A 24,269-nucleotide genomic window follows, 5' to 3' on the forward strand; every position below is an offset into this window, starting at 1 on the left:
AAGTGGGTTGTTCTTCCCCGGTGTTCGGGGAGAGTTGACATAGCGGGGCCAGCGTTCCTGGCTCGACCCACCAGTCGGCCGGTGAGGGGAGTCATGTGGCTGAGAGGTCGTTGCTGCGGGTCCTGACCGTGGAGGCCGGGGTGCCCTTCCGGCAGTTCGTCCAGGACTACGAAGACAACGCGAAGGAGCTTGCGAAAGAGCGGTCCGATCCGAGGATCGCCTCAGCCACGGTCAGTGAGCCCACCTACCGGCGTTGGACGGGCGGCCAAGTCGTCAAGCTGCCGCTGCATCCCGCGCCGCTGATCCTGGAGCGCATGTACGGCTATGCCGCCCGCATCTTGTTCGGGCCGGCCGACGCGGTCCCGCCGCCAACTCCAGTGTCTGTGCTCGACGAAAGCGAATCTGCCATGACTGCTCGGGACGCCGCCGCCCACGCGTCGAATGCCGCCTCCCTTTCCGTGTCCGACATCACCCTCGATCAGCTGAAAGACGACGTCATCGCCCTGGCGCGCACGTACCACAGTACTTCTCCGGGCGACGCGCACCGCCACGGCGAAGAGCTGCAGCGCTTGGCCCAGACCCTGCTCGACCGTACGCAACGGCCCAGGCAGCGCCATGACTTGTACCTGGCGGCTGGTGAAGCCTCGGCGATCATGTCGGTTGCGGCCTTCGACCTCGGATTCTTCGGGCCGTCCGTGCAACTCGCCCGCACGGCGGCCCTCTACGGAGAGGTCATCGAGGACGGCCCCCTTCAGGCCTACGCAACGGGCCTGCTGGCATACATCGCCTTCTGGGAAAACCGACCGACGGAGGCGGTGCGGCTGGCCGGCTCGGCGATGGAACGGTACGGCGGGCTCGGCGCCACCGCGATCACACGCCTGTCTGCCATTCAAGCTCGCGCTTATGCCCACCTGGGCGACCGCGACAGCGCAGAGGGAGCCTTGGCCAAGTCCCTCGAACCCGGCAACAGTGACCGGGACGAGCTGCACGACGACATCGGTGGTGAGTTCGGCTTCCACGCTGCACGCCTCGCCATGAGCAACGCCACCAGCTACCTCCTCCTGGGCGACTCCGACCATGCGGAACAGTCCGCCACCCACGCGCTGCAACTGCTGGCCGATACACCGGAGTCCGCCCGCTCCATAGTCATCAGCTGCAAAGCCTCCGCAGACCTCGCACGCGCCCGGCTGCTGCGCGGGGAACTGGCGGGTGCGGCCGAGGCTCTGAACCCCGTCTTCGACGTGGGCAGCGAATGGCGGGGCACAGGCATCACCGAACGCCTGCTGACCACCAGAAAACACCTCACGCAGCCTGCGTTCCGTGACGCTTCCGAAGCGCGCGAACTCGGCGAACGCATCGAGGACTTCACCGCCAACGCTGTATCGCGGGGACTCGGTGGTTCAGCGCACCTCGCCATTGAAGGCTGAGATCTCGCCGCCGCTCGCCGCCGCGAGGATCGCCGCTTCCTTCTGTTCGTCGATGCCGTGCTCGCTCCACCGCGGGTGCTGTACAGGGATGCCACCCTGGTTCAGCCAGGCCCACGTCGACTCGACAGTCTCGGCCAGCGGCCGGCACACGAACCCGGCCGCCTGGGCCTGTTCCGAGCTGACATTCCAGACCCCGGGGTACGTACGCCACAGCGGAAGCTCTGTCCATTGCGCCACAGCGTGCTCGACAAGCAGGTCATCGGGCGTCCAGACCAAGTGCCCCCGGCGGCCCGTGGCGTCGAGGCACGCCTCCAGGAAGCCCCCCATCGTTTCCCGCCCGATGGGTGCCGTCACGTTGTACGCGCCGCCGTCACGAGCCATCGCCTGGTCCAGAGCGAAGATCGCAACGTCTCGGACATCCACGGGCTGGATGCTCTTCGTCGGCTCACCCGGAGCAAGGATCGCACCGCCGCGCTCGGCTCGACGCAGCCACCACGGCAGTCGGCCCACATACTCTCCAGGCCCGAGAATCACGCCGGGTCGCAGCACGGCGACACGATCCTTTCCGAACGCCTCCCACACCGCGCGCTCGGCACCGGCCTTCTGCCGACCGTAATGCAGATTGGGGCCATCCCCCTCCTTCGTCTGACGCCCGTAGTCAGCATCCGCATCCGCAGGCCCGTCCAGCAGCTCCGAACTCTCCGTCAACGGCTCGGAAGGCCAGCCGCGATACGCATTGACCGTCGAAACATAGACATACCGACCAGCCGCCGCCTCAAGCGCCCGCGCCCCGGCGAGAACGCTGCGCGGCGCGAGCGCTGACGAGGACGTATCGACCACGGCGTCCCAGGGCCCCTGCGCCGCAAGACGGGCGAGGTCGCCCGCATCCTCACGGTTGCCGCGGACCGCCTCCGCGCCCGGGAGATCAGTGCCTGACACTCCTCGGTTGAAGGTCGACACTCGCCACCCCCGCGCGAGAGCCTCCTGCGCGACTGCACGCCCCAAGAACCAGGTCCCGCCCAGAATGAGAATCCGCATGGGGACGATCCTGCCGTCTCTGGGGTACGCCCCGCCACCACCCGTCATGTGCCGACGTCGGCGAAGTACAGGGATTCAACTGCCCGCAACAGCAGTACGCCGCTAGCATCCCGCCCATGCCGATCGTCCGTCGCGCGATACCCGACGACGTCCCCGAACTCGTCCGGCTGCGTCGCGTCATGCTCGATGCCAACCACGACGAACCCACCCCCGGCGGAACCTGGATTAAGGAGTGCGAGCAGGCATTCCGGGCCTTCCTCCAGAACGACCCGCACTTCGCCGTGTTCGTCATCGACGCTCCCGGTGTCCCCGGCAGGCTCGCCTCGTGCGTGCGCCGGTCTCTCCCTGCGGCTGCCCGGCCACAGCTCCACCGCCCTGTGGCACGGGGAGATCCACCAAGTTGCCGCCGATCCCGCATACCGGCGGCGCGGCTACGCCCGCCGCGTCACCCGGGCCGCCCGCGACTGGCTGGCCGCCCAGGGCTGTTCCTCGGCCGCGCTCACCGCCACCGAGTCCGGCGTCGGCCTCTGCGAAGAGCTCGGCTTCCGGCCCATCCCTTACCAGCGCATGGTCTGGCGGCCAGTGCTCCCTCGGGGAACGAAGCGATCAGGGTGAGGTGGTGGCCGGGGCATCCGGCAGTCGCGTTCCAGGAGCGGGGAGTCGAGGAGCTTTTCGACGATGCGCTGCTCGGCGAGGAGCCGTTCGGCCTGCTGGAGCAGCACGGTGTCCCCGAGCTCGGTCAGGTGCGCGCCGTCGCTCCACAGGCTGATCGGACCGTCACCGTCCAGGGGGGGCAGATGCCGGGCGGTGGCGGTGAACGGGGTCCACACGTCGAGGAGCAGCGCGCCGTGGGTAGCGGCTGCCGCGCGGGATGCCTCGTTGTAGGTGGCGAGCTCTGCGTTCATGGCGGTGACGGTCTGGGGGGCCTCGACGGGCCCCGAATGGAGATCCGGCAGTCGCTACCGAAGGCCCGTCGGCCAACTAGCTGTATTGGGCAACCAGTTCGGGGTGTTCGTGATCACAGCGGGACTTGTGGGGCTGCTGCGATGTGTGGCACTGATGTGCGTATTGATTCCCTTGTGCCGGTGTCGCCTTCGCGGTTTCTCCGGTGCCGCTGGTCGACGGGGCGCGTCCCCCGAACCAGTGTGATCAGCTTGCCGGATGGACGGCGTTCCCTCGTACGGTCAGCGGAGGCCGTCGTGTTCACTGTCCGGCGGGCGTCATTCCGTTGAGGGACCGGACAGCGGGTTTCGCTGACCCCGCGTCCCCCGGTCGTGAGAGCCCGCTCCGCGCCGGTGTTCTGGCACCGGTCGTCTGTCCGTCAGGAGTCAAGTGAGCTGGTGCGGGCGGCATTTGACCGGCGGCCGGTGCGGTCGGTAGCTATCGGGGCCCTCACCGGCGAGACCTTCCCGGTGAGCACCGCACTCTTCCCCGTGCACGACAAGGAGTCACCATGTCCGTTTCCCGTACCGTCCTGTCCGCGACCCTGGCCGTCGCCGCTTCGGCGGTGGTCCTCGGTCAGGCCGGCACCGCGATGGCCGCCGAGCACCACCACAGCGCGCAGTCGCCGGCCGCGGCCACCAAGACGGTCGAGTCCGGTCTGGTCACCAACGTCAAGGACACCGTCAACTCCGCCGCGCAGAGCCTCTCTTCGGGCTCCGGCACCACGGCCGACTCCGTCCTGCGGTGACGTGCGCGGCCGTCTCCCGGGCGCCCGGGAGACGGCCGCCGACAACGGCTCGCACCGCTCGGCCGGACGGCTCTGCCCGTCAGCGGGGCAGGGTCGTCCGGCCCGAGGGGCGGCGCGGATCAGCCGACGCGCTGCCCCGCCCCTCCGTCGGCGGGCCGGGCAGGCCGGATGGCATACAGCACCGGTGCGATGCCCCCGCCCCCGGCCCGGCCCGACGGGGCACAGGACGTCTTGAGCGCACAGCCGCCGCACCCCGCCGCCGGGCAGCCGCCGCCCACCTCCTCGCGCGTCAACACCCCCCGGGCGACCCAGTAGTCGACCATCGACGCCGCCTCGTCGGGTGCCACGCCCGCCCGTTCCGCGAGCTCCTCCAGGCGCAGGCTGCCCCGGGTCTCCTGGACGAGTCGCAGGATGTGCCGCAGTGGGCTGACGGAAGCGCTCACCACCAGAGCCCCCCGATCCGGAACACCGCGACCGCCAGCAGCCAGGCGACCATCACTTGCAGGACGGTGGCGGTGAGGGTCAGTCGGCCGCCGATCTCCTGCCACTGCGTGGCGATCGTGGTCATGCACGGGGTGTACGCCAGCAGGAAGACCAGGAAGGCCAGCACCGCCGGCAGCGGATGGCCTCCCGAGGCGTGGTCGAAGGTCTCGCGCAGGGATGTGCTCAACCCGCCCTCGGGGGAAGGGTTTTCGGGCGCGTCGGTGCCGTACGTCTGGGCCATGGTGGAGACCACCGCCTCCTTGGCCACGAACCCGGTGCCCAGCGCCGCCGCCGCGTGCCAGTCGTCGAAGCCCGCGGGAGCGAAGAGCGGCGCCACGGCGCGGGAGGCGGCGCCCAGGGCGCTGTGCTCGACGGGTGCGGCACCGAAGCCCGTACCGGGCGCGGTGCCCACGGGGACGGCCGCGCACAGCCACACGGCGGTGACGGTCGCGACCACGACCCCGCCGGCGGTCTTGAGGAAGGCCAGGAGCCGCTGCCAGGTCTGCGTGCCCACCACGCGCACGGTCGGCAGCCGGTAGGGCGGCAGTTCCAGCACCAGGGACTCTCCGCGCAGTTCACGGAAGAGCGTGTGCCGCAGCAGCATGCCGACGCCGACGACGAGCAGGACGGACAGGACGTACAGGGCGAACACCACGGTGCCCGCCGCACTGCCGAAGAAGACGCTCGCCATCAGCACGTAGACGGTCAGCCGCGCGCTGCACGACGCGTAGGGGATGAGCATGCCGACCAGCAGGCGGTGACGCCGGTTCGGCAGGACGCGGACGGCGGACAGCGCGGGCACGTTGCATCCGAAGCCGACGACGATGGGCAGGAAGGCGCGGCCGGGCAGGCCCAGGCGCCGCATCAGCCGGTCGACGAGGAAGGCCGCGCGTGCCAGATAGCCGCAGTCCTCCAGGACGGCCATCAGCACGAACATGATGCCCATCAGCGGGACGAAGGACAGGAGTTGGCCCACTCCGGAGATCAGGCCGTCGACGACCAGGCCGGACAGCCAGTCCGGGGCGTGCGCCGTGCCGAGTACGGATCCGGCGCCGCTCGCGACCGGCCCGGAGAAGAAGGCGGTCAGGCCGTCCTGGAGCGGTTTGGCGAGGGTCGTGGTGGCGGTGAAGACCAGCCACATGACGGCGAGGAAGAAGGGGCCGCCCAGCCAGGGGGAGGTCAGGACGCGGTCGACCCGGTCGGAGAGGGTCTGCGCTCCGGCGCCGCGCCGGGTCCGTACCCGCGCGAGCACCTCGTGCGCCCAGGCGAAGCGCGCCTCGGCCCGCGCGATGTCGGCGTCCTCAGCGGTGGCGTCCCCAGCGGCGGGGTCGTCGGCGGTGGGGACGTCCACGGCAGGGCCGCCCCCGGCGGTGTCGTCCACGGCGGCGGTCGCGGCCAGACCCGCCCGTTCCTCGGCGAGCGCCCGGCACACCGCCTCGCCGAGCCCGTCAAGACCCTGCCGTCTGCGGGGGACGACCGGCACGACCGGTACCCCCAGCAGGTCCGCCAGAGCGCCGGTGTCGATCTCGATGCCGCGCGCGGCCGCCACGTCCGTCATGGTCAGCGCGACCAGGCACGGCACACCGGTCTCGCGCACCTCGGCGAACAGGCACAGGCCGCGCGCCAGGTTCGCGGCGTCGGCGGTGACGACGACGAGCTCGGGACGCCCGGCGGCCTGCGGGTCCAGGAGGAGGTCCCGGGTGAGGGCCTCGTCGGGGGAGCGCGGTACGAGGCTGCACGTACCGGGCAGATCGAGGAGTCCGACGCCGGTGTGTCCCGACGGGCGCCAGGTGCCCCGGGCGACGTGCACCGTCGTGCCCGGCCAGTTGCCGACGCGCGCCCGCGCGCCCGTCAGCGCGTTGAACAGGGTCGACTTGCCGACGTTGGGACTGCCGACGAGCGCGACGACAGGGGGCTGTCCGCCGTCCGCCGCGCCGGGGAGCGGGTGATCGCTGTCGGCTGTCGCGCAGCACGCCTTAGCCACCGGCGCTCACCCGGATCCCGCGAGTGGTGTCCGCGTCGAGGGCGATGCGCGCGTCCCCGAGGGCCACCAGCAGTCCGCCGGCCGCGCCCCGCGCGACGACGCGCAGTTCCTGTCCCCGGACGAACCCCAGCTCGGTGAGTCTGAGACGGTCCCCCGCGGGGAGGGAAAGGCCGTCGATCCGTATCCGCGCGTCCGGTGCGCAGTCCCGCAACGTCATGTCCGTACCTCCAGATCGCGACCAAGGTAAGGCTCGCCTGACTCGGAATTACCCGTAGATGGCATGACTTTGGGGAAAGTTGGCATTTAAGGGACTTTCGTCCCAAGGGAGTGGGTCCGGCCGGACCCACGGCCCCGGACCTGATGGCGCGGCGCGGAGCGTCCGCGCGGACCTCCGGCCGCGGGTTCGGCCCCGTTCGGCCCATGTCCGCCCCGTCGCCTTCCGCCGATGCTTCAGAGGAGGCCGCTGGGCCGTACGGGACTCACGCTCCCGGAGCGGCGCGGCAGCCCGCTGCACCATCGAAGGAAGGGGTCGCCATGAGCGGACCACAGGACATGACCGAGGACGAGAAGACCGGGGCCGGAGCCGCCGGGGCCGCCCCGGCGGGCAGGCCCTGGCTGATGCTGTTCCTCGCCACGCTCGGCTTCGCCGTGAACTTCTGGGCCTGGGCGCTGCTCAGCCCGCTCGGCCCGCGCTTCAAGGACATCCTGGCGCTCGACTCCTTCCAGCAGTCGCTGCTCGTCGCGGTGCCCGTCGTGGTGGGCTCGGTGGGCCGGATCCCGGTGGGCGCGCTCACCGACCGCTTCGGCGGCCGCGTGATGTTCCCCCTGGTGTCGGCCGCGACCGTCGTACCGGTGCTGTACCTGGGCCTGTCGGGACACTCCTCGCTGTGGGGGCTGCTGGTGGGAGGCTTCTTCCTCGGTATCGGCGGCACCTCGTTCGCGGTGGGCGTGCCGTTCACCAACGCCTGGTTCCCGCCGGAGCGGCGCGGGCTGGCCATCGGCCTGTTCGGCGTGGGCATGGGCGGTACGGCCGTCAGCGCGCTGACCACCGTGCGGCTCGTCGACGCCCACGGCATGGCCAACCCGTTCCTGATCACCGCCGCCGTCCTGCTCGCGTACGCGGTCCTGTCCTTCGCCCTCCTGCGGGACGCGCCCGGCCGTACCGTGCCCGCCGAACCGCTGCTCCGCCGCCTGGCCGCCACCGCCCGCCTCGGCGTCACCTGGGAGGCGTCCGCCCTGTACGCGGTGACCTTCGGCGGCTACGTGGCCTTCTCCGTCTACCTGCCGACCTATCTGCGCACCGGCTACGGCCTCACCCAGGCCGACGCCGCCAACCGCATGGCCGGCTTCGTGCTGCTGGCGGTCGCGATGCGGCCCGTGGGCGGCTGGCTGTCGGACCGCGTGGGACCCGTCCGGGTCCTGGCCGGCTCGCTCGCGGTGGTCGTGGCCGGGGCGGCCGTGCAGTCCGCGACCCCGCCGCTGATGCCGGTCGGCACGATCGCGTTCCTCGCGATGGCCGCGGCGCTGGGCGCGGGCAGCGGCGCCACCTTCGCGCTCGTCGCCCTGCTCTCCCCGGGGAACATGGTCGGCTCCGTCACGGGCGTGGTCGGCGCGGCCGGCGGCCTGGGCGGCTTCGTCCCGCCGCTGGTGATGGGCGGCATCTACGGGGCCTCCGGCTCGTACGCCGTGGGCCTGCTCCTCCTGGCGCTCGTCGCGGCGAGTGCCCTCGCCTTCACCCTCACCCGGGTACGCCGGGCCATGGCCGGAACGCGGAGCGCGGCGGCCGCCGGGGCCGGGTGACCGTACGGCCGGAACCGGCCCGGCAAACGGAGGTTTGAAGGCGCGTCGTGCGTTCCCCTCACGGGGCGGTGCGGCAAGGTGGCGCGTGAGACGCGCGCACCACCGGCCGCGAGCCGCGTACGAGCGGGCCGGTACGGCCCGGAGGAGGACGAGGCAGTGCCAGACCCCGCCACGACCGTCGAATCACCGGGCCTGGACGGCGAGTTGACCGAGGCCCTCGTCCGGGCCCGCCGCTTCCTCACCCGCGCCGACATCTCCGACGACCTGCGCACCGTCCACCGCTCCGGCGGCCGCCAGGCCGACGCCTTCTACCGCGACCGCTGGTCGCACGACAAGGTGGTCCGCTCCACCCACGGCGTCAACTGCACCGGCTCCTGCTCGTGGAAGGTGTACGTCAAGGACGGCATCATCACCTGGGAGTCGCAGCAGACCGACTACCCCAGTACCGGCCCCGACCGCCCCGAGTACGAGCCGCGCGGCTGCCCGCGCGGCGCCGCCTTCTCCTGGTACACCTACTCGCCCACCCGCGTCCGCCACCCCTACGTGCGCGGCGTCCTGCTCCAGATGTACCGCGAGGCGAGACAGCGGCTCGGCGACCCGGTGCTGGCCTGGGCCGACGTCGTCTCCGACCCCGAACGCTCCCGCGCCTACAAGGCCGCCCGCGGCCGGGGCGGCCTGGTGCGGGCCGGCTGGGACGAGGCACTGGAGCTGGCCGCCGCCGCCCACGTGCACACCATCAAGGCGTACGGGCCGGACCGGCTCGCCGGGTTCTCCCCGATCCCGGCCATGTCGATGGTCTCGCACGCCGCCGGGGCCCGCTTCTACTCGCTGCTCGGCGGCGTGATGCTCTCCTTCTACGACTGGTACGCGGACCTGCCCGTCGCCTCCCCGCAGGTCTTCGGCGACCAGACCGACGTCCCCGAGTCCGGCGACTGGTGGGACGCCGGCTACCTGATCATGTGGGGCGCCAATCTGCCGGTCACCCGCACCCCGGACGCCCACTGGATGGCCGAGGCCCGCTACCGGGGACAGAAGGTCGTCGCCGTCTCCCCGGACTACGCCGACAACGTCAAGTTCGCCGACGAGTGGCTGCCCGCCCGCCCCGGCACCGACGGCGCCCTCGCCCTCGCCATGGGACACGTGATCCTCAAGGAGTTCTTCGTCGACCGGCGGTGCGAGCGCTTCGAGAACTACGTCAAGCGCTGCACCGACCTGCCGTTCCTCGTGACCCTGGACGACAGCGGCCAACAGTCGTACACGCCGGGCAAGTTCCTCACCGCCGAGGGCCTCGGGGGAGAGGCCGCCCGTGCCGAGCACGCCGCCTTCCGCACGGTGCTCCTCGACGCGGCGACCGGCGAACCCGTCGTCCCCAACGGCACCTTGGGGGACCGCTGGGGCGAGTCCGGCGCCGGCCGCTGGAACCTCGACCTCGGCGGCACCGACCCGCTGCTGTCCGCCGCCGGGGGAGCGGAAGGCGCCGTCGAGGTACGGCTGCCCCGCTTCGACACCCCGGACGGCGCCGCCGGCGTCGTCCTGCGCGGCGTCCCCGTCCGCCACGTCGCCGGACGCCTCGTGACCACCGTGTACGACCTGCTCCTCGCCCAGTACGGCGTGGCCCGTACGGGACTGCCCGGAGTCTGGCCCACCGGCTACGACGACCCCGAGCAGCCCTGCACCCCCGCCTGGCAGGAACCCCTCACCGGCGTGCCCGCCGCCACGGCCGCCCGCATCGCCCGCGAGTTCGCCGCCAACGCCGAGGAGACCCAAGGCCGTTCAATGATCGTCATGGGGGCCGGCACCAACCACTGGTTCCACTCCGACACCATCTACCGGGCCTTCCTCGCCCTCACCACCCTCACCGGCTGCCAGGGCGTCAACGGTGGCGGCTGGGCCCACTACGTCGGCCAGGAGAAGGTCCGCCCGCTCACCGGACACGCGACGCTGGCCACCGCCTCCGACTGGCAGCGGCCCGCCCGGCAGATGATCCAGACCGCCTACTGGTACCTGCACACCGACCAGTACCGCTACGACCACTTCGGCGCCGACACCCTCGCCGCCGCCGGCCACGGGGGAATCTTCGCCGGACTGTCCACCGCCGACGTGATCGCCGCATCCGCCCGCATGGGGTGGATGCCCTCCTACCCCACCTTCGACCGCAACCCCCTCGACCTCGCCGACGACGCCACGGCCGCCGGCCGCGCCCCCGCCGACCACGTCCTGAACGAACTCAAGGCAGGGCGGCTGAGGTTCGCCTGCGAGGACCCCGACGACCCGGCCAACTTCCCCCGCGTCCTGACCGTCTGGCGCGCCAACCCCCTCGGCTCCTCCGCCAAGGGCAACGAATACTTCCTCCACCACCTGCTGGGCACCGAGGCGGCCGTCCGCGCCACCGAGACCCCGCCCCGCGCCCGCCCCCGCGACGTCGTCTGGCACGAGACCGCGCCCACCGGCAAGCTCGACCTGCTGCTCACCCTCGACTTCCGGATGACCAGCACCACCCTCCACTCCGACATCGTGCTGCCCGCCGCCACCTGGTACGAGAAACACGACCTCAGCAGCACCGACATGCACCCCTTCGTGCACGCCTTCAACCCCGCGATCCCCCCGCCCTGGCAGACCCGCACCGACTGGGACGCCTTCACCGCCCTCGCCCGCGCCTTCAGCGGCCTCGCCGCCACCCACCTGGGTACCCGCCAGGACCTGGTGGCCGCGCCCCTCACCCACGACACCCCCGACGAACTGGCCACCCCGCACGGCCGCGTCACCGACTGGAAGGACGGCACGCACGAGCCCGTCCCCGGCCGCACCTTTCCCAAACTGGCCGTCGTCGAGCGGGACTACGCCGCCGTCGCCGACAAGCTCACCGCGCTCGGCCCCCTCCCGGACGCCCAAGGGCTGACCACCAAGGGCATCACCTACCGCGTCGACCGCGAAGTCGACTACCTGCGCCGCAAGAACGGCACCGTGCGCGGCGGACCCGCCGACGGCCGCCCCTCCCTCGCCCGCGACACCGACGCCTGCGAGGCGATCCTCACCCTGTCCGGTACCACCAACGGACACCTCGCCACCCAGGGCTTCCGCACCCTGGAGGCCCGTACCGGCACCCCCCTGGCCGACCTCGCCGCCGAACACGAGGGCAAACAGATCACCTTCGCCGACACCCAGGCCCGCCCCGTCCCCGTCATCACCTCCCCGGAATGGTCCGGATCCGAGACCGGCGGCCGCCGCTACTCGCCCTTCACCGTCAACGTCGAACGCCTCAAACCCTGGCACACCCTCACCGGACGCCAGCACTTCTACCTCGACCACGACTGGATGGCCGCCCTAGGCGAACAACTCCCCGTCTACCGGCCGCCGTTGAACATGCACGCCCTCTTCGGCGAACCCCAGGTCGGCGAGCACGGCGAACTCGGCGTCACCGTCCGCTATCTGACCCCGCACAGCAAGTGGTCCATCCACTCCGAGTACCAGGACAACCTCTTCATGCTGTCCCTCTCCCGCGGCGGCCCCACCATCTGGATGAGCCCCAAGGACGCGGAGAAAGTGGGCATCCACGACAACGACTGGATCGAGGCCGTCAACCGCAACGGCGTCGTCGTCGCCCGCGCCGTCGTCTCCCACCGCATGCCCGAAGGCACCGTCTACATGCACCACGCCCAGGACCGCGTCGTCGACGTCCCCCGCGCCGAGACCACCGGCCGCCGCGGCGGCATCCACAACTCACTGACCCGGCTGCTGATCAAACCCAGCCATCTCATCGGCGGCTACGCCCAGCTGTCCTACGCCTTCAACTACCTGGGGCCCACCGGGAACCAGCGCGACGAGGTCACCGTGATCCGCCGCCGCTCGCAGAAGGTGGAGTACTGACGTGCGCGTCCTGGCACAGATCGCCATGGTGATGAACCTCGACAAGTGCATCGGCTGCCACACCTGTTCCGTCACCTGCAAACAGGCGTGGACCAACCGCGGCGGCGTCGAGTACGTGTGGTTCAACAACGTCGAGACCCGCCCCGGCCAGGGCTACCCCCGCCGCTACGAGGACCAGGAGACCTGGCGCGGCGGCTGGACGCTCGGCCGGCGCGGCAGACTCGTCCTCAAGGGTGGCGGCCGCCTGAAAAAACTCCTCACCCTCTTCGCCAACCCCCGGCTGCCCGGCCTCGACGACTACTACGAACCCTGGACCTACGACTACGACACCCTCACCCGCGCCCCCCTGCAGGACCAGATCCCCGTCGCCCGCCCCAAGTCCCTCATCACCGGCCAGGACACCGCGATCACCTGGTCGGCCAACTGGGACGACGACCTCGGCGGCTCCACCGACCACGGCGAGAAGGACGTTCTGCTGGACAAGCTCTCGCACAAGGTCCGCTTCGAGTTCGAGCAGACCTTCATGTTCTACCTGCCCCGCATCTGCGAACACTGCCTCAACCCCTCCTGCGCCGCCTCCTGCCCCTCCGGCGCCATCTACAAAAGGGAGGAGGACGGCGTCGTCCTCGTCGACCAGGACCGCTGCCGGGGCTGGCGCATGTGCGTCACGGGCTGCCCGTACAAGAAGGTCTACTTCAACCACCGCACCGGCAAGGCCGAGAAGTGCACCTTCTGCTTCCCCCGCGTCGAGGTCGGCCTGCCCACCGTCTGCTCCGAGACCTGCGTCGGCCGGCTCCGCTACATCGGCCTCGTCCTCTACGACGCCGACCGCGTCCTCGCCGCCGCCTCCACCCCCGACCCCAAGGACCTCTACGAAGCCCAGCGGTCCGTCCTCCTCGACCCCGACGACCCGCAGGTCGCCGCCGCGGCCGAGCGCTCCGGCATCCCCCGCGACTGGATCGACGCCGCCCGCCGCTCCCCGGTGCACTCCCTGATCAACGAGTACCGGCTGGCCCTGCCCCTGCACCCCGAGTACCGCACCCTGCCCATGGTCTGGTACATCCCCCCGCTCTCACCCGTGGCCGACGCCCTGCGCGACACCGGCCACGACGCCGAGCACCACCGCAACCTCTTCGCCGCCATCGACGCCCTGCGCATCCCCGTCGACTACCTCGCGGGCCTGTTCACCGCCGGGGACCCGGCCCCCGTCGACGCCGTCCTGCGACGGCTCGCCGCCATGCGCGCGTACATGCGCGACATCAACCTCGGCCGCGAACCCGACGAGACCATCGCCCGCGCCGTCGGCATGACGGGGCGACAACTGCGCGCCATGTACCGGCTTCTGGCCCTCGCCAAGTACGACGAGCGGTACGTGATCCCGCCCGCGCACGCCGAACAGGCCCACGCCCTGGAGGAGTTGGCCACCGAGTGCAGCCTCGACTACACCGGCGGGCCCGGCATGGGCGGCTACGGCCCCTTCGGCGAGTCCTCCGGCGAGCCGACACCACTCGCCGTCGAGAACTACCGGGCGTTGCGCGAACGCCAGACGACCGACAGCGGCCGGGTCAACCTGCTCGCCTGGGATGGCCGAGGAAAACCACCCGGACTCTTCCCGCCGGAACGGCCCGAACGGCCTGAAGGGCAAACCGGCGAGAGCGAGCCGGGACCGTGACGCGCGCCGCCATGCGGACAGTTCGGCGCCGGGCGAGCCGAGTCGTCGCGGAAGGCCGCCGCCGAGCACGGCAGGGACGAGGCCGTGCCGTGACCCGCGCCCGGCGGGCGCGATGCCCGCGGAAGGCTGTTGGTGAGGGCGATGGGAGCGGGGCCGCGTCCGTGATGCGTGCTGGTGCCTGGGTGTGCCGTGTCCGGCAGGCTCGCTCCCCGCGGGAGGCCGTCCGCCAGGACGATGCGAGCGGGGCCGCGCCGTGACCCGAGCCGACGTCCACACGCCCCGGGCCTGGCAGGCCCAGTCCCTGCTGCTCGCCTATCCCGACGAGCAATTCCACCGCCACTGGCTGCCGTTGGCCCGCCGGGCCGCCGCCACCCTCCCCCAGCGGGTGGCCGCACCCCTGCTGGTCTTCGCCGACCACGTCGGCACCCGCGCTCCGCAGGACCTCGCCGCCGACTACGTCGCCACCTTCGACCAGCGCCGGCGCTGCTGCCCCTACCTGACCTACTACGCCCACGGCGACACCCGCCGCCGCGGCCCCGCCCTGCTGCGGCTCAAACAGACCTACGTCGCCGCCGGCTGGCGGCTGGTCGGCGACGAACTGCCCGACCACCTCGCCGTCGTCCTGGAGTTCGCCGCCGCCGCGGGCACCCACGAGGGCCGGCGGCTGCTCGGCGAGCACCGCGCCGGCATCGAACTCCTGCGGCTCGCCCTGCACGGGGCCGGCTCCCCCTGGCACCACGTGCTGGACTCCCTGCACGCCACCCTGCCCGCGCTCAGCGGCGACGAACACACCGCCGTCGCCCGCCTCGCCGCCGAAGGACCCCCCGAGGAACAGGTCGGCACGGCCGCCCCTTCCGCGCCGCCCCCGAGCCCCTGACCGCCCCCCCCACAAGAGCCCCACGAAAGCCCCGCGATGAACAACGACTTCCCCACCGACGCCCCGACCACACCCGCCACCTGGGACACCCTGCTGTGGGTCGTCCTGCCCTACCTCTCCCTCACCGTCTTCGTCCTCGGCCACATCTGGCGCTACCACTACGACAAGTTCGGCTGGACCACCCGCTCCTCCCAGCTGTACGAAAGACGCCTGCTGCGCATCGGAAGCCCCCTCTTCCACTTCGGCATCCTCCTCGTCCTGCTCGGACACATCGGCGGACTGCTCGTGCCCAAGAACTGGACCGAGGCGGCCGGCATCAGCGAGCACAGCTACCACGTCACCGCCGTCGCCCTGGGCACCGCCGCCGGCGTGTGCACCCTGGGCGGGCTGGCGATCCTGGTCGTGCGCCGTCGCACCGTCCGTCCGGTCTTCTCCGTCACCACACGCAACGACAAGGCCATGTACCTCTCGCTGACCGTGACCATCCTGCTCGGCCTGTCCGCCACCGTCGTCGCCAACCTCGTCGGCGAGGGATACGACTACCGCAGCACCATCTCGGTCTGGTTCCGCTCCCTGTTCACGCTGCGCCCGGACGTCGGCTTGATCAGCGGAGCCCCCCTGCTGTTCCGGCTCCACGCCCTCAGCGCCCTGCTGCTGTTCGCGTTCTGGCCCTTCACCCGGCTCGTGCACATGCTGACCGCGCCGGTGGGCTACCTGTGGCGGCCGTACATCGTCTACCGCAGCCGCGAACCCCGGCTCGGGGTACGGCCGCCCCGGCGCGGCTGGGAACGCGTCGGCTGAACCACCTTGCACGGGAAGGTGGTTCACCGGACGCGTCCCGACATCTCCGGCTCCTTCTGCCTCCACTCCGCCTCCCACTGCGCGGCCCGCCTGCGGTCCGTGACCAGCACGAAGACCCGCCAGCCGCCCCAGGCCAGGAGCGGAACCCCGGCCGCGGCGCCGCCGGCCGCCAGCCAGGCCGCCGTCGCGGCCTGCGCGGCGGTCCTGGGCGGGGAGGCGGTCGCCGAGCCGTCCCGCGCCACCCACACCCGCACCCCGGCCCCGCGCGGGCTGCCCGGGTCGACCTTCACCGAGGCCGTACGGACCGTACCGTCCGGCGCTGTCCAGCTCACCGGAACGGTCACGAGCCGGGGCGACCGGCCGCCGAAGGCGTCCCCTCCGGCATCCCGCGTCAGGCGGGCGTCCGCCGCGTACACCCCCGCGTCCGGGTCCACGGCACGCAGCTCCGCCCGGTAGCAGCCGAGACCCGCCACCGCCCCGGCGGCCGGGGCGGCCACGCACGTCCCGGCCAGCAGCAGCCCGGTGAACCAGCGCCGCACCCGGTCGCACGGGCGCACCAGGGACCCGGCGCCCCGCGCCCCGCCGGGGCACGAGCCCGACTCCGGACCCGACTCCGGACCTGGCGGACGTGCGCTCATGACCTCGCCCTCCTCGTGCCGCGAAGCGTCGGCGGCCTCGCGCCGGCATCACCGCCACCGTGCCCCCGCCAGGCGCCCCCGGTCAGGGGCCGACCGTCCCCGCCCGCGGCCGACCGGCCCGGGACGGACGGCCGGGCGACCGCCCTCCGGGTCACCGCATGTCGGCGCTGATCCGGGGCAGACGGCGGTCGAGCCAGCCCGGTAGCCACCAGTTCCAGCCGCCGAGCAGCGTCATCGTCGCCGGGACGAGCACGAGCCGGATCAGGGTCGCGTCGATCAGGACGCTCACCGCGAGGCCGAGTCCGAGCATCTTGACCACCACCATCGGACTGACGATGAACGCGGCGAAGACACTGGTCATGACGATCGCGGCACAGGTGATGACCCGGGCCGTCGTCTCCAGGGCGTGGGCGACGCTGCCCCGCGCGTTCCCCGTGCGCAGCCACGCCTCGTGGACCCGCGAGAGCAGGAAGACCTCGTAGTCCATGCTCAGGCCGAAGACGATCGCGAACATCGCCATCGGCACGAAACTCTCGATCGGCACCGTGTCGTGCACGCCGAGGGCGGGGCTGCCCCACCCCCACTGGAAGACGGCGACGAGCACGCCGTAGGAGGCCGCGATCGAGACCAGATTGAGCACGGCCGCCTTCAGGGCCAGCAGTACGCCCCGGAAGACGGCCAGGACGATCAGGAACGCCAGGCCCACGACCACGGCGATGATCACCGGGAGACGGTCGGCGACCATGTCGAGGAAGTCGACCTGGACGGCCGTGGGGCCCGTGACATAGCCATGGGCCCCGGTACCGGCCACCGCCCCTGGCAGGACGCCGTCCTTGAGACGGTCGGTCAGGTGCGTGGTGGCCGCGTCCTGCGGAACGGTCGCCGGGACGACCGTCGCGGTCAGCACGGAGCCGTCCCGGGTGGGCCGCACCGGAGTCACGGCGGCCGTGCCGGGGAGGCGGTCCAGGGCGCGCCGGGTACGGGCCGCCAGCGCGGGCCGTTCCCCGGCGGGGACCCCGCTCTGGTCGACGACGACGGTCAGCGGACCGTTGGACCCGGGACCGAAGGCGGAGGACATCAGGTCGAAGGCGCGCCGGTCGGTGAAGGAGACGGGGTCGGCGCCGTCGCCGATGTGCCCCAGCTGGATGGAGAACAGCGGGACGGAGAGGGCGAGCGTCGCGGCGAGACCGGCGGCCAGGTACCGCCAGGGGTGGGACTCGACGCGCTGGGCGTAGCGGCGCCAGCCGAGGCGGGATTCCCGCCGGGGTCCGGCGCCGTGCGCCCGGGTGCGGGCGGCGTCAGGGAGGCGTTGCGCGTGCCGCGCGGAGTCCCGCTCCGCGTCCGGGGAACGGCTGCCGAAGCGGGCCGTGGTCCCGCAGGCGGGCCGGGTGGGGTGTTCCATGTGCCGCGCGTGGTGCCGCCGTTCGGTGTGGACTTCCGGCCCGGGCCCGGTGCCCGGTTCCGGATCGCGGTCATGTCCGCCACGCCGGACGAACAGCGGACGCCGGCCGGTCCGCTCCCCGCCGGCGGCCCCCGCGTCCCGTTCCGCGACCGGCGTACGGACGTGGAAGCGGTCGATGTGGCGGCCGAGCAGGCCGAGCAGCGCCGGGACCAGCGTGAGGGCGGCGAGCACGGCGGTGACCACCGTGAAGGCGGCGGCGGTGCCCAGCTTCCCGATGAAGGACAGGCCACTGGCCCACAGGCCGCCCAGCGCCACGACGACCGTGCACCCGGAGACCACCACCGCCCGCCCACTGCTCGCCACCGCGCGCCCCGCGCTCACCGCCGGGGGCATCCCGTCGATGAGGTTCTGCCGGTGCCGGGTGATGAGGAACAGGGCGTAGTCGATGCCCACCCCGAGGCCGATCATCGTGGCCAGGGACGGCGAGACGGTCGAGAACGTGAAGGCGGCCGCCACCAGCCCCAGGCACGCCAGCCCGGTGACGATGCCGACCAGCGCGGTCAGCAGCGGCACGAACGCGGCCAGGACGCTGCCGAACCCGGCCAGCAGGACCACGACGGCCGCGCCGTAGCCGATGAGCTCGCTGACCGTGTCGTTCGGCAGGGGCCGGGCCAGCTCGCCCAGCGTCCCGCCGTACTCCACCTCCACCCCGCTCGCCCGCAGCGGCGCCACCACCCGGTCCATACCGCGCAGATAGTCCTGGCCCAGCAGCAGCGGCAGCACGTCGAAGCGGACGGTGAGGTACGCGGTCCTGCCGTCCGCCGACACCGGCCGCAGCGCCCGGGGCACGACGGGCGCGGGCCGCGCGGCCGGCGTACGCAGCGGGTCCTGTACGGACAGCACGTGCGGCAGGTGCCGCAGATCGCCGGCGACGGCGGCCACTTCAGGGGCGGCGGAAGCCAACGGCCGTGTGCCGCTGTGCAGGACGACCGGGGTGGCGTAGCCGCCGGCGGCCGGCTCGTGGGCGCTGAGCACCTCGATCCCGCGCACCGACTGCGCCCCGGAGAGCGTGACATCGTCGGAGTAGGCTCCGCCGAACGCCCGGTCCAGCGCCTGCGTGGCGCCCACGAGGACCAGCCACGCCACCATGACCAGGACGAAGTGCCGCGCACACCACTCGCCGAGGGACCCCAGCCGCCCCCGCGCGGGCACCGCGGCGGACGGTTCACCCGCAACGGACACGAAGCCTCCGGGGACAAGGGGAGATCGTCAACCGGCGGAACCGGCCCCGGACTCCAGTGGAATCCACCCGCCCGGCCACAGCACCCCAGGCGCCGGTGAACGGGTGACCCGCGTGGCCGGGATGCCCCCTGTGCCCACGGACCCCGGACGGCATCATGGACCGGACCGGCCGCCGGGCCACGAACGGTGGCTCAGCCGGAGATGCGTACCCGCGCGCGGTGTGGGTGGATGGGGAAGGATCCGGCACCGGCACGCAGGAAAGGGGGACCCGTGGCGAAGCAGACCGTTGCGGAGCAGTTCGTCGACATCCTCGTGCACGCCGGGGTGCGGCGGATCTACGGCGTCGTCGGTGACAGCCTCAACCCGGTCGTGGACGCGGTCCGCCGCAACGCCGCGATCGACTGGGTGCACGTGCGCCACGAGGAGACCGCCGCCTTCGCCGCCGGCGCGGAGGCCCAGCTGTCCGGGCGGCTCGCCGCGTGCGCGGGCTCCTGCGGACCGGGAAACCTGCACCTGATCAACGGCCTGTACGACGCGCACCGTTCCATGGCCCCGGTCCTCGCGCTGGCCTCGCACATCCCCAGCGGTGAGATCGGCACCGGCTACTTCCAGGAGACCCACCCCGACCAGCTCTTCCGCGAGTGCAGCCACTACTGCGAACTCGTCTCCAGTCCACGGCAGATGCCGCGCGTGCTGCGCACCGGCATCCAGCACGCCCTCGGCCGCGGCGGGGTGAGCGTGATCGTGCTGCCGGGCGACGTGGCGGGCGAGCCGGCCCCGGCCCGTACGGGCGAGCACGCGCTCGGCACGGCCCGGCCGTCGGTGCGGCCCGGCGACGCGGAGATCGCCGCGCTCGCCCAACTCGTCGACGAGGCGGACCGGGTCACCCTGTTCTGCGGCAGCGGCACGGCGGGCGCCCACGACGAGGTGATGGCCTTCGCCGAACGCGTCAAGTCCCCTGTCGGACACGCGCTGCGCGGCAAGGAGTGGATCCAGTACGACAACCCCTACGACGTCGGCATGAGCGGCCTCCTCGGCTACGGGGCCGCCTACGACGCCACCCACGAGTGCGACCTGCTGCTCCTGCTGGGCACCGACTTCCCGTACAACGCCTTCCTTCCCGACGACGTGCGCATCGCGCAGGTCGACGTGCGCCCCGAACACCTGGGGCGGCGTACCGCGCTCGACCTCGCCGTGTGGGGGGACGTCCGTGAGACCCTGCGCTGCCTGACCCCCAGGGTGCGGGTCAAGAGCGACCGCAGGTTCCTCGACAGGATGCTCAAGAAGCACGCCGACGCCCTCGAAGGAGTCGTCAAGGCATATACGCGCAAGGTGGAGAAACACACGCCCATCCACCCCGAGTACGTCGCCTCGGTCCTCGACGAGGAGGCCGCCGACGACGCGGTCTTCACCGTCGACACCGGCATGAACAACGTGTGGGCCGCCCGCTACCTCACCCCCAACGGGCGCCGCCGCGTCATCGGCTCCTTCACCCACGGCTCGATGGCCAACGCCCTCCCGCAAGCCGTCGGGGCACAGCTCCTGTACCCCGGCCGGCAGGTCGTCTCGATGTCCGGCGACGGCGGATTCGCCATGCTGATGGGCGACTTCCTCACGCTCGTCCAGCACGACCTGCCGGTCAAGGTCGTCCTCTTCGACAACTCCTCCCTGGGCATGGTCCAGTTGGAGATGATGGTCAGCGGCCTGCCCTCCTACGGGACGGCCAACCGCAACCCCGACTTCGCGGCCCTGGCCACCGCCGCCGGGGCGTACGGCGTCCGGGTGGACAAACCCCGCCAGGTCCGCTCCGCGCTGCGCGACGCCTTCCGGCACAAGGGCCCGGCGCTCGTCGACATCGTCACCGACCCCAACGCCCTGTCGATCCCGCCGAGGATCAGCGCGGAGATGGTCAGCGGCTTCGCGCTGTCGGCGGGCCGGATGGTGCTCGCGGGCGGAGTGGGGAACATGGTGCAGATGGCGCGGTCCAACTTGCGCAATATTCCCCGGCCTTAGCGGGACGGCCGCGTGTGCCGGGACCGGGGCCGGTCACCCGGGGCGACCCCCGCTCGGCCCTTTATGTACGCTTTGGCGGATGGATATCGTGTTCCGTCCGCTCACCGAGGCGGACATTCCCGCCCTCGCCGGCCTGCGGGCAGCAGTGGAGCGCGCCGACAGGACCGGCATGCACTGCGACGCGGCCGACGTCCGCGAGCAGATCACCGACCCCAAGCTCGACCTGACCCGCAACGCGGTCGCCGCGTGGCACGACGGACACCTGGCGGCGTACGCCACGGTGTACGAACCGGAGCCCGTACGAGGGGTGTTGCGCTTCGAGACCGCCGGGGCCGTCCACCCCGCGTGGCGCCGCCGGGGACTGGGCACGGAATTGATCCGCTGGATGCGGGACCGGGCCCGGGCGATGCACACCGAGCATGCCGCCGATGTCCCCGGCGAGCTGCTGCTCGCCGGAGTGGCCGGCGACACGGGCCTGGCCGCGCTGGCCGAGCGGACGGGCTTCGCCCCCTGCCGGTACTGGTTCAGCATGTCGCGCGACCTGCGCACCGAGCCCCTGCCGCACGCCACCCCGCCGGACGGCCTGCGGCTCACGCCCTTCGCGTGGGAGGACGACGAGGCCGTCCGGCTCGCGCACAACGAGGCGTTCGCCGACCACTGGGACTTCACCGGGGCCGACCGGGCGGACTGGCGCGCCTGGGGAACGGGCGCCCGCTCGTTCCGGCCGGAACTCTCCGCGGTGCTCTCCGACGCCGTCGGCCGCGTCGCCGCGTACCTGCTGGCCGACGAGTACGCCGCCGACACGGCGGCCACCGGACACCGCTCCTGCACCGTGGGATTCCTCGGCACCCTGCCCGCCCACCGGGGCAGGGGCGCGGCCCGTGCCCTGCTGTCGCACACCTTGCGGGCCGCCCGCCGGCAGGGCTGCGAGCGCGCGGAGCTCGTCGTGGACAGCGCCAACCCCACCGGGGCGCTCGGCCTGTACGAGCGGCTGGGATTCGCGACGGACCGGATGTTCGTCACCTACGCGGGCCCGCTGCGCTGAGCCGAGCGCCCCCACGGCCGGTCCAGGAACACTCCGCCTACGACAGGTGGTCCCCGGCCCACGCGGCCAGCGCCCGCGCGCAGTCGTCGACGGACTCGCGCCAGGAACGGGCCGCGCCCTCACCGGCCTCGTCACTGACGTGCTTGACCAGCCGCACCGGCACCCCCGCCCGCCCGGCCACCGAGGCGAGGGCGTACCCCTCCATGTCGACCAGGTCGGCCCGGGCCGCGAGCCGCTCGCGCGCGGCCTCCTCGGAGACGAAGAGGTCCCCGGTGGCCAGGGTGGGCCCGGTGCCGCTGCCCGCGAGCTTCAGGGGAGCGCCGTACGTCTCGCCCGTCAGCGACTGCAGCACATCGGTGTCCAGGTCGTGCTGGATCACGACAGAGATCTCGTGCGTGCCGCTCCAGCCCGCGCCGAGGGCCCCGGCCGTGCCGAGATTCACGACACAGGAGGGCAGCGGGCCACGGGCCAGCACGGTGGCCAGCGCGGCCGCGGCGTTGACCTTCCCCATGCCCGTGAGCAGGACGGGCAGGGAGCCGTCGAGGTGGGCGGCCTCCTCCTTCACCGCGAGGACGAGCAGCGGGCGGGCAGGGGAGATCTCTCCGAACAATTGCATCCGGCCACCATACGCGGACCTTTCGTGGCAGGCGACGGCCAGGACACTGCATCTTTCGTCGGACTGTTCCCCCGCCCATGGGGTGGTGAGGAAATCCACCATAAGTTCCGGTCGGAAGCGGTTCGGCCATAGGAGAATTGACGCGGCGTCACACCGCCATGTCCTCTGCATATCCCCATGTATTCAATGGAGTTGGTCCATGAAGCCTGTCCTCAGAAGGCTCACCCTGTCGGCGACCGCGGCCGCCGTCGTCCTCACGTGCGCACCCGCGGTGCAGGCCGTTGCCCAGGAACGGGATTCCGCGCAGCAGCGGGCCGACGCGGCGATGGCCGGTGAACTGTGCGTCTACAGCCGCAGGAGCGAGCCCTTCGACCTGGACAAGGAAGCGCTGGACCTGCTGAAGAGCGCTTTCGGTGTGCCCGCTGAAGTCCTGGGCAGTGGCGATGCGGGGAAGATCTACAAGTGGGTCTTCGCACAGTACTCCGGCAATCTGAAGAAGGCCCAGGAGGACTTCTTCGATACGGCCAAGAAGAACTTCGGCAGCGGCTCGTTCGGTCACACGTGGCTGGCCTACTTCCCGAACGACGGCAAGCGGTACGAGTCGTACGGGACGCACAACGACCGGATCCCGGCCTTCCAGATCAACCACGGCACCTCGGACAACCCGGCCCGCGACCACGTGGCGAGGCTGTGCGTGCCGGTCGACCGGTCCCAGGAAGCCGAGTGGAAGAAGATCGGGGAGGAGGAGAAGGAGGCCGCGAACCCCTATACGTGGCGGGACAACTGCACCGAATTCGCCGGCCGGGCCTGGAACAGGATCATGGCGGCGGGCGACGGCAAGCACCAGCTGGGCTATGAACAGCAGCCCGCGACGGGCGGTCTCGCCGACACGATCTTCACGAAGCTGGGTGTCTCCGGCCTCGCGACGCCGGGGCAGATCGGCCACGCCATCGGAGTGGCGAACGGCAGCCCCGACAAGCCGGTGTACAAGAAGGCCATCGAGGTCGTCGCCGCCGCGCCCCTGCCCGGGAGCGGGAACGAGTACGCGGTGATGACCAAGGACCGCGTCGCCACCGTGCGTTTCGACGGCGCGCGCGACAGCGAGGTCGGCGGCAGCCGTCCCCTCGCGGCGTTCACCAAGGGCGCTGCCTTCGACTCCCTCGACTCGATCGCGAGCTTCAGCGGCAAGCCCACCAAGTCCGGTGGGAACGAGTACACCTACTACGTCTTCAGCGGGGACCGGTACGCGTCGGTAGACGCGCGACTGTCCGGCACCGACGTCCAGGTCACCCGGAAGGGAAGTGTGCAGAAGATCGGCGAGGTTCCGGCCCTGAAGGGGATGGCCTCCGTCGACGCGGTGATGAATGTCGACGCCGAGACGTTCGTCGTGTTCTCGGGCAGCACCTACCGCTACATCACCGTGAAGGACGGGGACCTGTCGGCGGCCGTCGCGGGCAAGGCCGGTACCCTGCCCCGGGGCGTCAAGGTCGACGCCGTGATCCCGCAGCCGGGCAGCGACAGCCGCTGGATCTTCAGCGGCGGGTCGTACCGCAAGATCGACCGTCCCGACCCCGCCCTCATCACCACCGGCGGAGCCAAGGCCGTCGACGAGCACACCTGGCCGTCCCTGCTCCGGTCCGGAATCGCGTCCTGACCCTTACGGGTCCGGCTTGT

Annotated in this window: 20 protein-coding genes and 1 pseudogene; 11 read left to right on the top strand and 10 right to left on the bottom strand. The window is 72.0% G+C overall.

The window, feature by feature from the left end:
- Positions 1-95: 95 nt before the first annotated feature.
- Positions 96-1,427 (top strand): hypothetical protein, encoded by a 1,332-nt coding sequence (locus ACFP1Z_RS11870; RefSeq protein ID WP_390316051.1) that lies wholly within the window; start codon positions 96-98, stop codon positions 1,425-1,427.
- On the opposite strand, the gene ACFP1Z_RS11875 is transcribed toward ACFP1Z_RS11870, so the two are convergent.
- The gene (locus tag ACFP1Z_RS11875) at positions 1,401-2,465 is read right to left on the bottom strand and encodes an NAD-dependent epimerase/dehydratase family protein (RefSeq protein ID WP_390316052.1); all 1,065 of its coding nucleotides are present in this window, start codon (positions 2,463-2,465) and stop codon (positions 1,401-1,403) included. The two genes, ACFP1Z_RS11870 and ACFP1Z_RS11875, sit on opposite strands and share 27 nt — an antisense overlap.
- A 44-nt stretch (positions 2,466-2,509) precedes the next feature.
- Positions 2,510-2,662, bottom strand: a complete 153-nt coding sequence (locus tag ACFP1Z_RS11880; protein WP_390316311.1) for a hypothetical protein — start codon at positions 2,660-2,662, stop codon at positions 2,510-2,512.
- Here ACFP1Z_RS11880 and ACFP1Z_RS11885 point away from each other — a divergent pair.
- Positions 2,652-3,080, top strand: coding sequence for a GNAT family N-acetyltransferase (locus tag ACFP1Z_RS11885; RefSeq protein WP_390316053.1), 429 nt, complete (start codon positions 2,652-2,654; stop codon positions 3,078-3,080). The genes ACFP1Z_RS11880 and ACFP1Z_RS11885 overlap by 11 nt on opposite strands.
- On the opposite strand, the gene ACFP1Z_RS11890 is transcribed toward ACFP1Z_RS11885, so the two are convergent.
- Complete coding sequence (locus ACFP1Z_RS11890) at positions 3,023-3,370, bottom strand: hypothetical protein (RefSeq protein ID WP_390316054.1); 348 nt, start codon at positions 3,368-3,370, stop codon at positions 3,023-3,025. The two genes, ACFP1Z_RS11885 and ACFP1Z_RS11890, sit on opposite strands and share 58 nt — an antisense overlap.
- Before the next feature lie 548 nt (positions 3,371-3,918).
- Here ACFP1Z_RS11890 and ACFP1Z_RS11895 point away from each other — a divergent pair.
- Positions 3,919-4,155, top strand: coding sequence for a hypothetical protein (locus tag ACFP1Z_RS11895; RefSeq protein WP_390316055.1), 237 nt, complete (start codon positions 3,919-3,921; stop codon positions 4,153-4,155).
- A 119-nt stretch (positions 4,156-4,274) separates the two neighbouring features.
- Here ACFP1Z_RS11895 and ACFP1Z_RS11900 read toward each other — a convergent pair whose 3' ends face one another.
- From ACFP1Z_RS11900 to ACFP1Z_RS11910, 3 genes are read right to left on the bottom strand one after another with little or no spacing between them, the layout of a single operon-like run.
- A complete protein-coding gene (locus tag ACFP1Z_RS11900; protein ID WP_390316056.1) occupies positions 4,275-4,598 on the bottom strand; it encodes a FeoC-like transcriptional regulator in 324 nt (107 codons plus the stop codon).
- Positions 4,595-6,622 (bottom strand): ferrous iron transport protein B, encoded by a 2,028-nt coding sequence (gene feoB, locus ACFP1Z_RS11905; RefSeq protein ID WP_390316058.1) that lies wholly within the window; start codon positions 6,620-6,622, stop codon positions 4,595-4,597. The genes ACFP1Z_RS11900 and feoB overlap by 4 nt, the downstream gene beginning before the upstream one ends.
- Positions 6,615-6,839, bottom strand: a complete 225-nt coding sequence (locus tag ACFP1Z_RS11910; RefSeq protein WP_390316060.1) for a FeoA family protein — start codon at positions 6,837-6,839, stop codon at positions 6,615-6,617. The genes feoB and ACFP1Z_RS11910 overlap by 8 nt, the downstream gene beginning before the upstream one ends.
- 401 nt (positions 6,840-7,240) lie before the next feature.
- On the opposite strand from ACFP1Z_RS11910, the gene ACFP1Z_RS11915 reads away from it, so the two are divergent.
- From ACFP1Z_RS11915 to narI, 5 genes are all read left to right on the top strand, one after another.
- On the top strand, positions 7,241-8,422 hold the full coding sequence (locus ACFP1Z_RS11915) for an MFS transporter (RefSeq protein WP_390316303.1): 1,182 nt from the start codon (positions 7,241-7,243) through the stop codon (positions 8,420-8,422).
- A 156-nt stretch (positions 8,423-8,578) separates the two neighbouring features.
- Positions 8,579-12,289 (top strand): nitrate reductase subunit alpha, encoded by a 3,711-nt coding sequence (locus tag ACFP1Z_RS11920; protein ID WP_390316061.1) that lies wholly within the window; start codon positions 8,579-8,581, stop codon positions 12,287-12,289.
- Position 12,290: 1 nt separating this feature from the next.
- Positions 12,291-13,961: a nitrate reductase subunit beta gene (gene narH, locus ACFP1Z_RS11925; protein WP_390316062.1), complete on the top strand. Its 1,671-nt coding sequence runs from the start codon at positions 12,291-12,293 to the stop codon at positions 13,959-13,961.
- A 253-nt stretch (positions 13,962-14,214) separates the two neighbouring features.
- Positions 14,215-14,838 (top strand): nitrate reductase molybdenum cofactor assembly chaperone, encoded by a 624-nt coding sequence (gene narJ, locus ACFP1Z_RS11930; protein WP_390316064.1) that lies wholly within the window; start codon positions 14,215-14,217, stop codon positions 14,836-14,838.
- A gap of 36 nt (positions 14,839-14,874) precedes the next feature.
- Entirely contained in the window at positions 14,875-15,639 is a 765-nt protein-coding gene (narI, locus tag ACFP1Z_RS11935; protein ID WP_390316066.1) for a respiratory nitrate reductase subunit gamma, read from the top strand.
- 23 nt (positions 15,640-15,662) lie between these two features.
- Here narI and ACFP1Z_RS11940 read toward each other — a convergent pair whose 3' ends face one another.
- The 3 genes and pseudogenes from ACFP1Z_RS11940 to ACFP1Z_RS11950 all read right to left on the bottom strand — a co-directional run.
- The gene (locus ACFP1Z_RS11940) at positions 15,663-16,277 is read right to left on the bottom strand and encodes an Rv1733c family protein (RefSeq protein WP_390316068.1); all 615 of its coding nucleotides are present in this window, start codon (positions 16,275-16,277) and stop codon (positions 15,663-15,665) included.
- Between the two features lie 151 nt (positions 16,278-16,428).
- Positions 16,429-17,679 (bottom strand): MMPL family transporter, encoded by a 1,251-nt coding sequence (locus ACFP1Z_RS11945; RefSeq protein ID WP_390316304.1) that lies wholly within the window; start codon positions 17,677-17,679, stop codon positions 16,429-16,431.
- A 186-nt stretch (positions 17,680-17,865) separates the two neighbouring features.
- A pseudogene (locus ACFP1Z_RS11950) lies at positions 17,866-18,828 on the bottom strand (MMPL family transporter); the annotation flags it as partial.
- A gap of 363 nt (positions 18,829-19,191) precedes the next feature.
- On the opposite strand from ACFP1Z_RS11950, the gene ACFP1Z_RS11955 reads away from it, so the two are divergent.
- Together ACFP1Z_RS11955 and ACFP1Z_RS11960 are read left to right on the top strand one after the other, a co-directional pair.
- Entirely contained in the window at positions 19,192-20,934 is a 1,743-nt protein-coding gene (locus ACFP1Z_RS11955) for a pyruvate dehydrogenase (RefSeq protein ID WP_390316069.1), read from the top strand.
- A gap of 79 nt (positions 20,935-21,013) precedes the next feature.
- Positions 21,014-21,979, top strand: a complete 966-nt coding sequence (locus ACFP1Z_RS11960; protein ID WP_390316070.1) for a GNAT family N-acetyltransferase — start codon at positions 21,014-21,016, stop codon at positions 21,977-21,979.
- Between the two features lie 37 nt (positions 21,980-22,016).
- Here ACFP1Z_RS11960 and ACFP1Z_RS11965 read toward each other — a convergent pair whose 3' ends face one another.
- Complete coding sequence (locus ACFP1Z_RS11965; RefSeq protein ID WP_390316071.1) at positions 22,017-22,595, bottom strand: nucleosidase; 579 nt, start codon at positions 22,593-22,595, stop codon at positions 22,017-22,019.
- A 199-nt stretch (positions 22,596-22,794) separates the two neighbouring features.
- Here ACFP1Z_RS11965 and ACFP1Z_RS11970 point away from each other — a divergent pair, with 199 nt between their 5' ends.
- On the top strand, positions 22,795-24,249 hold the full coding sequence (locus ACFP1Z_RS11970; RefSeq protein ID WP_390316072.1) for a hypothetical protein: 1,455 nt from the start codon (positions 22,795-22,797) through the stop codon (positions 24,247-24,249).
- Positions 24,250-24,269: the final 20 nt, after the last annotated feature.

Source organism: Streptomyces gamaensis, from assembly GCF_042656465.1.
GTDB lineage: Bacteria > Actinomycetota > Actinomycetes > Streptomycetales > Streptomycetaceae > Streptomyces > Streptomyces gamaensis.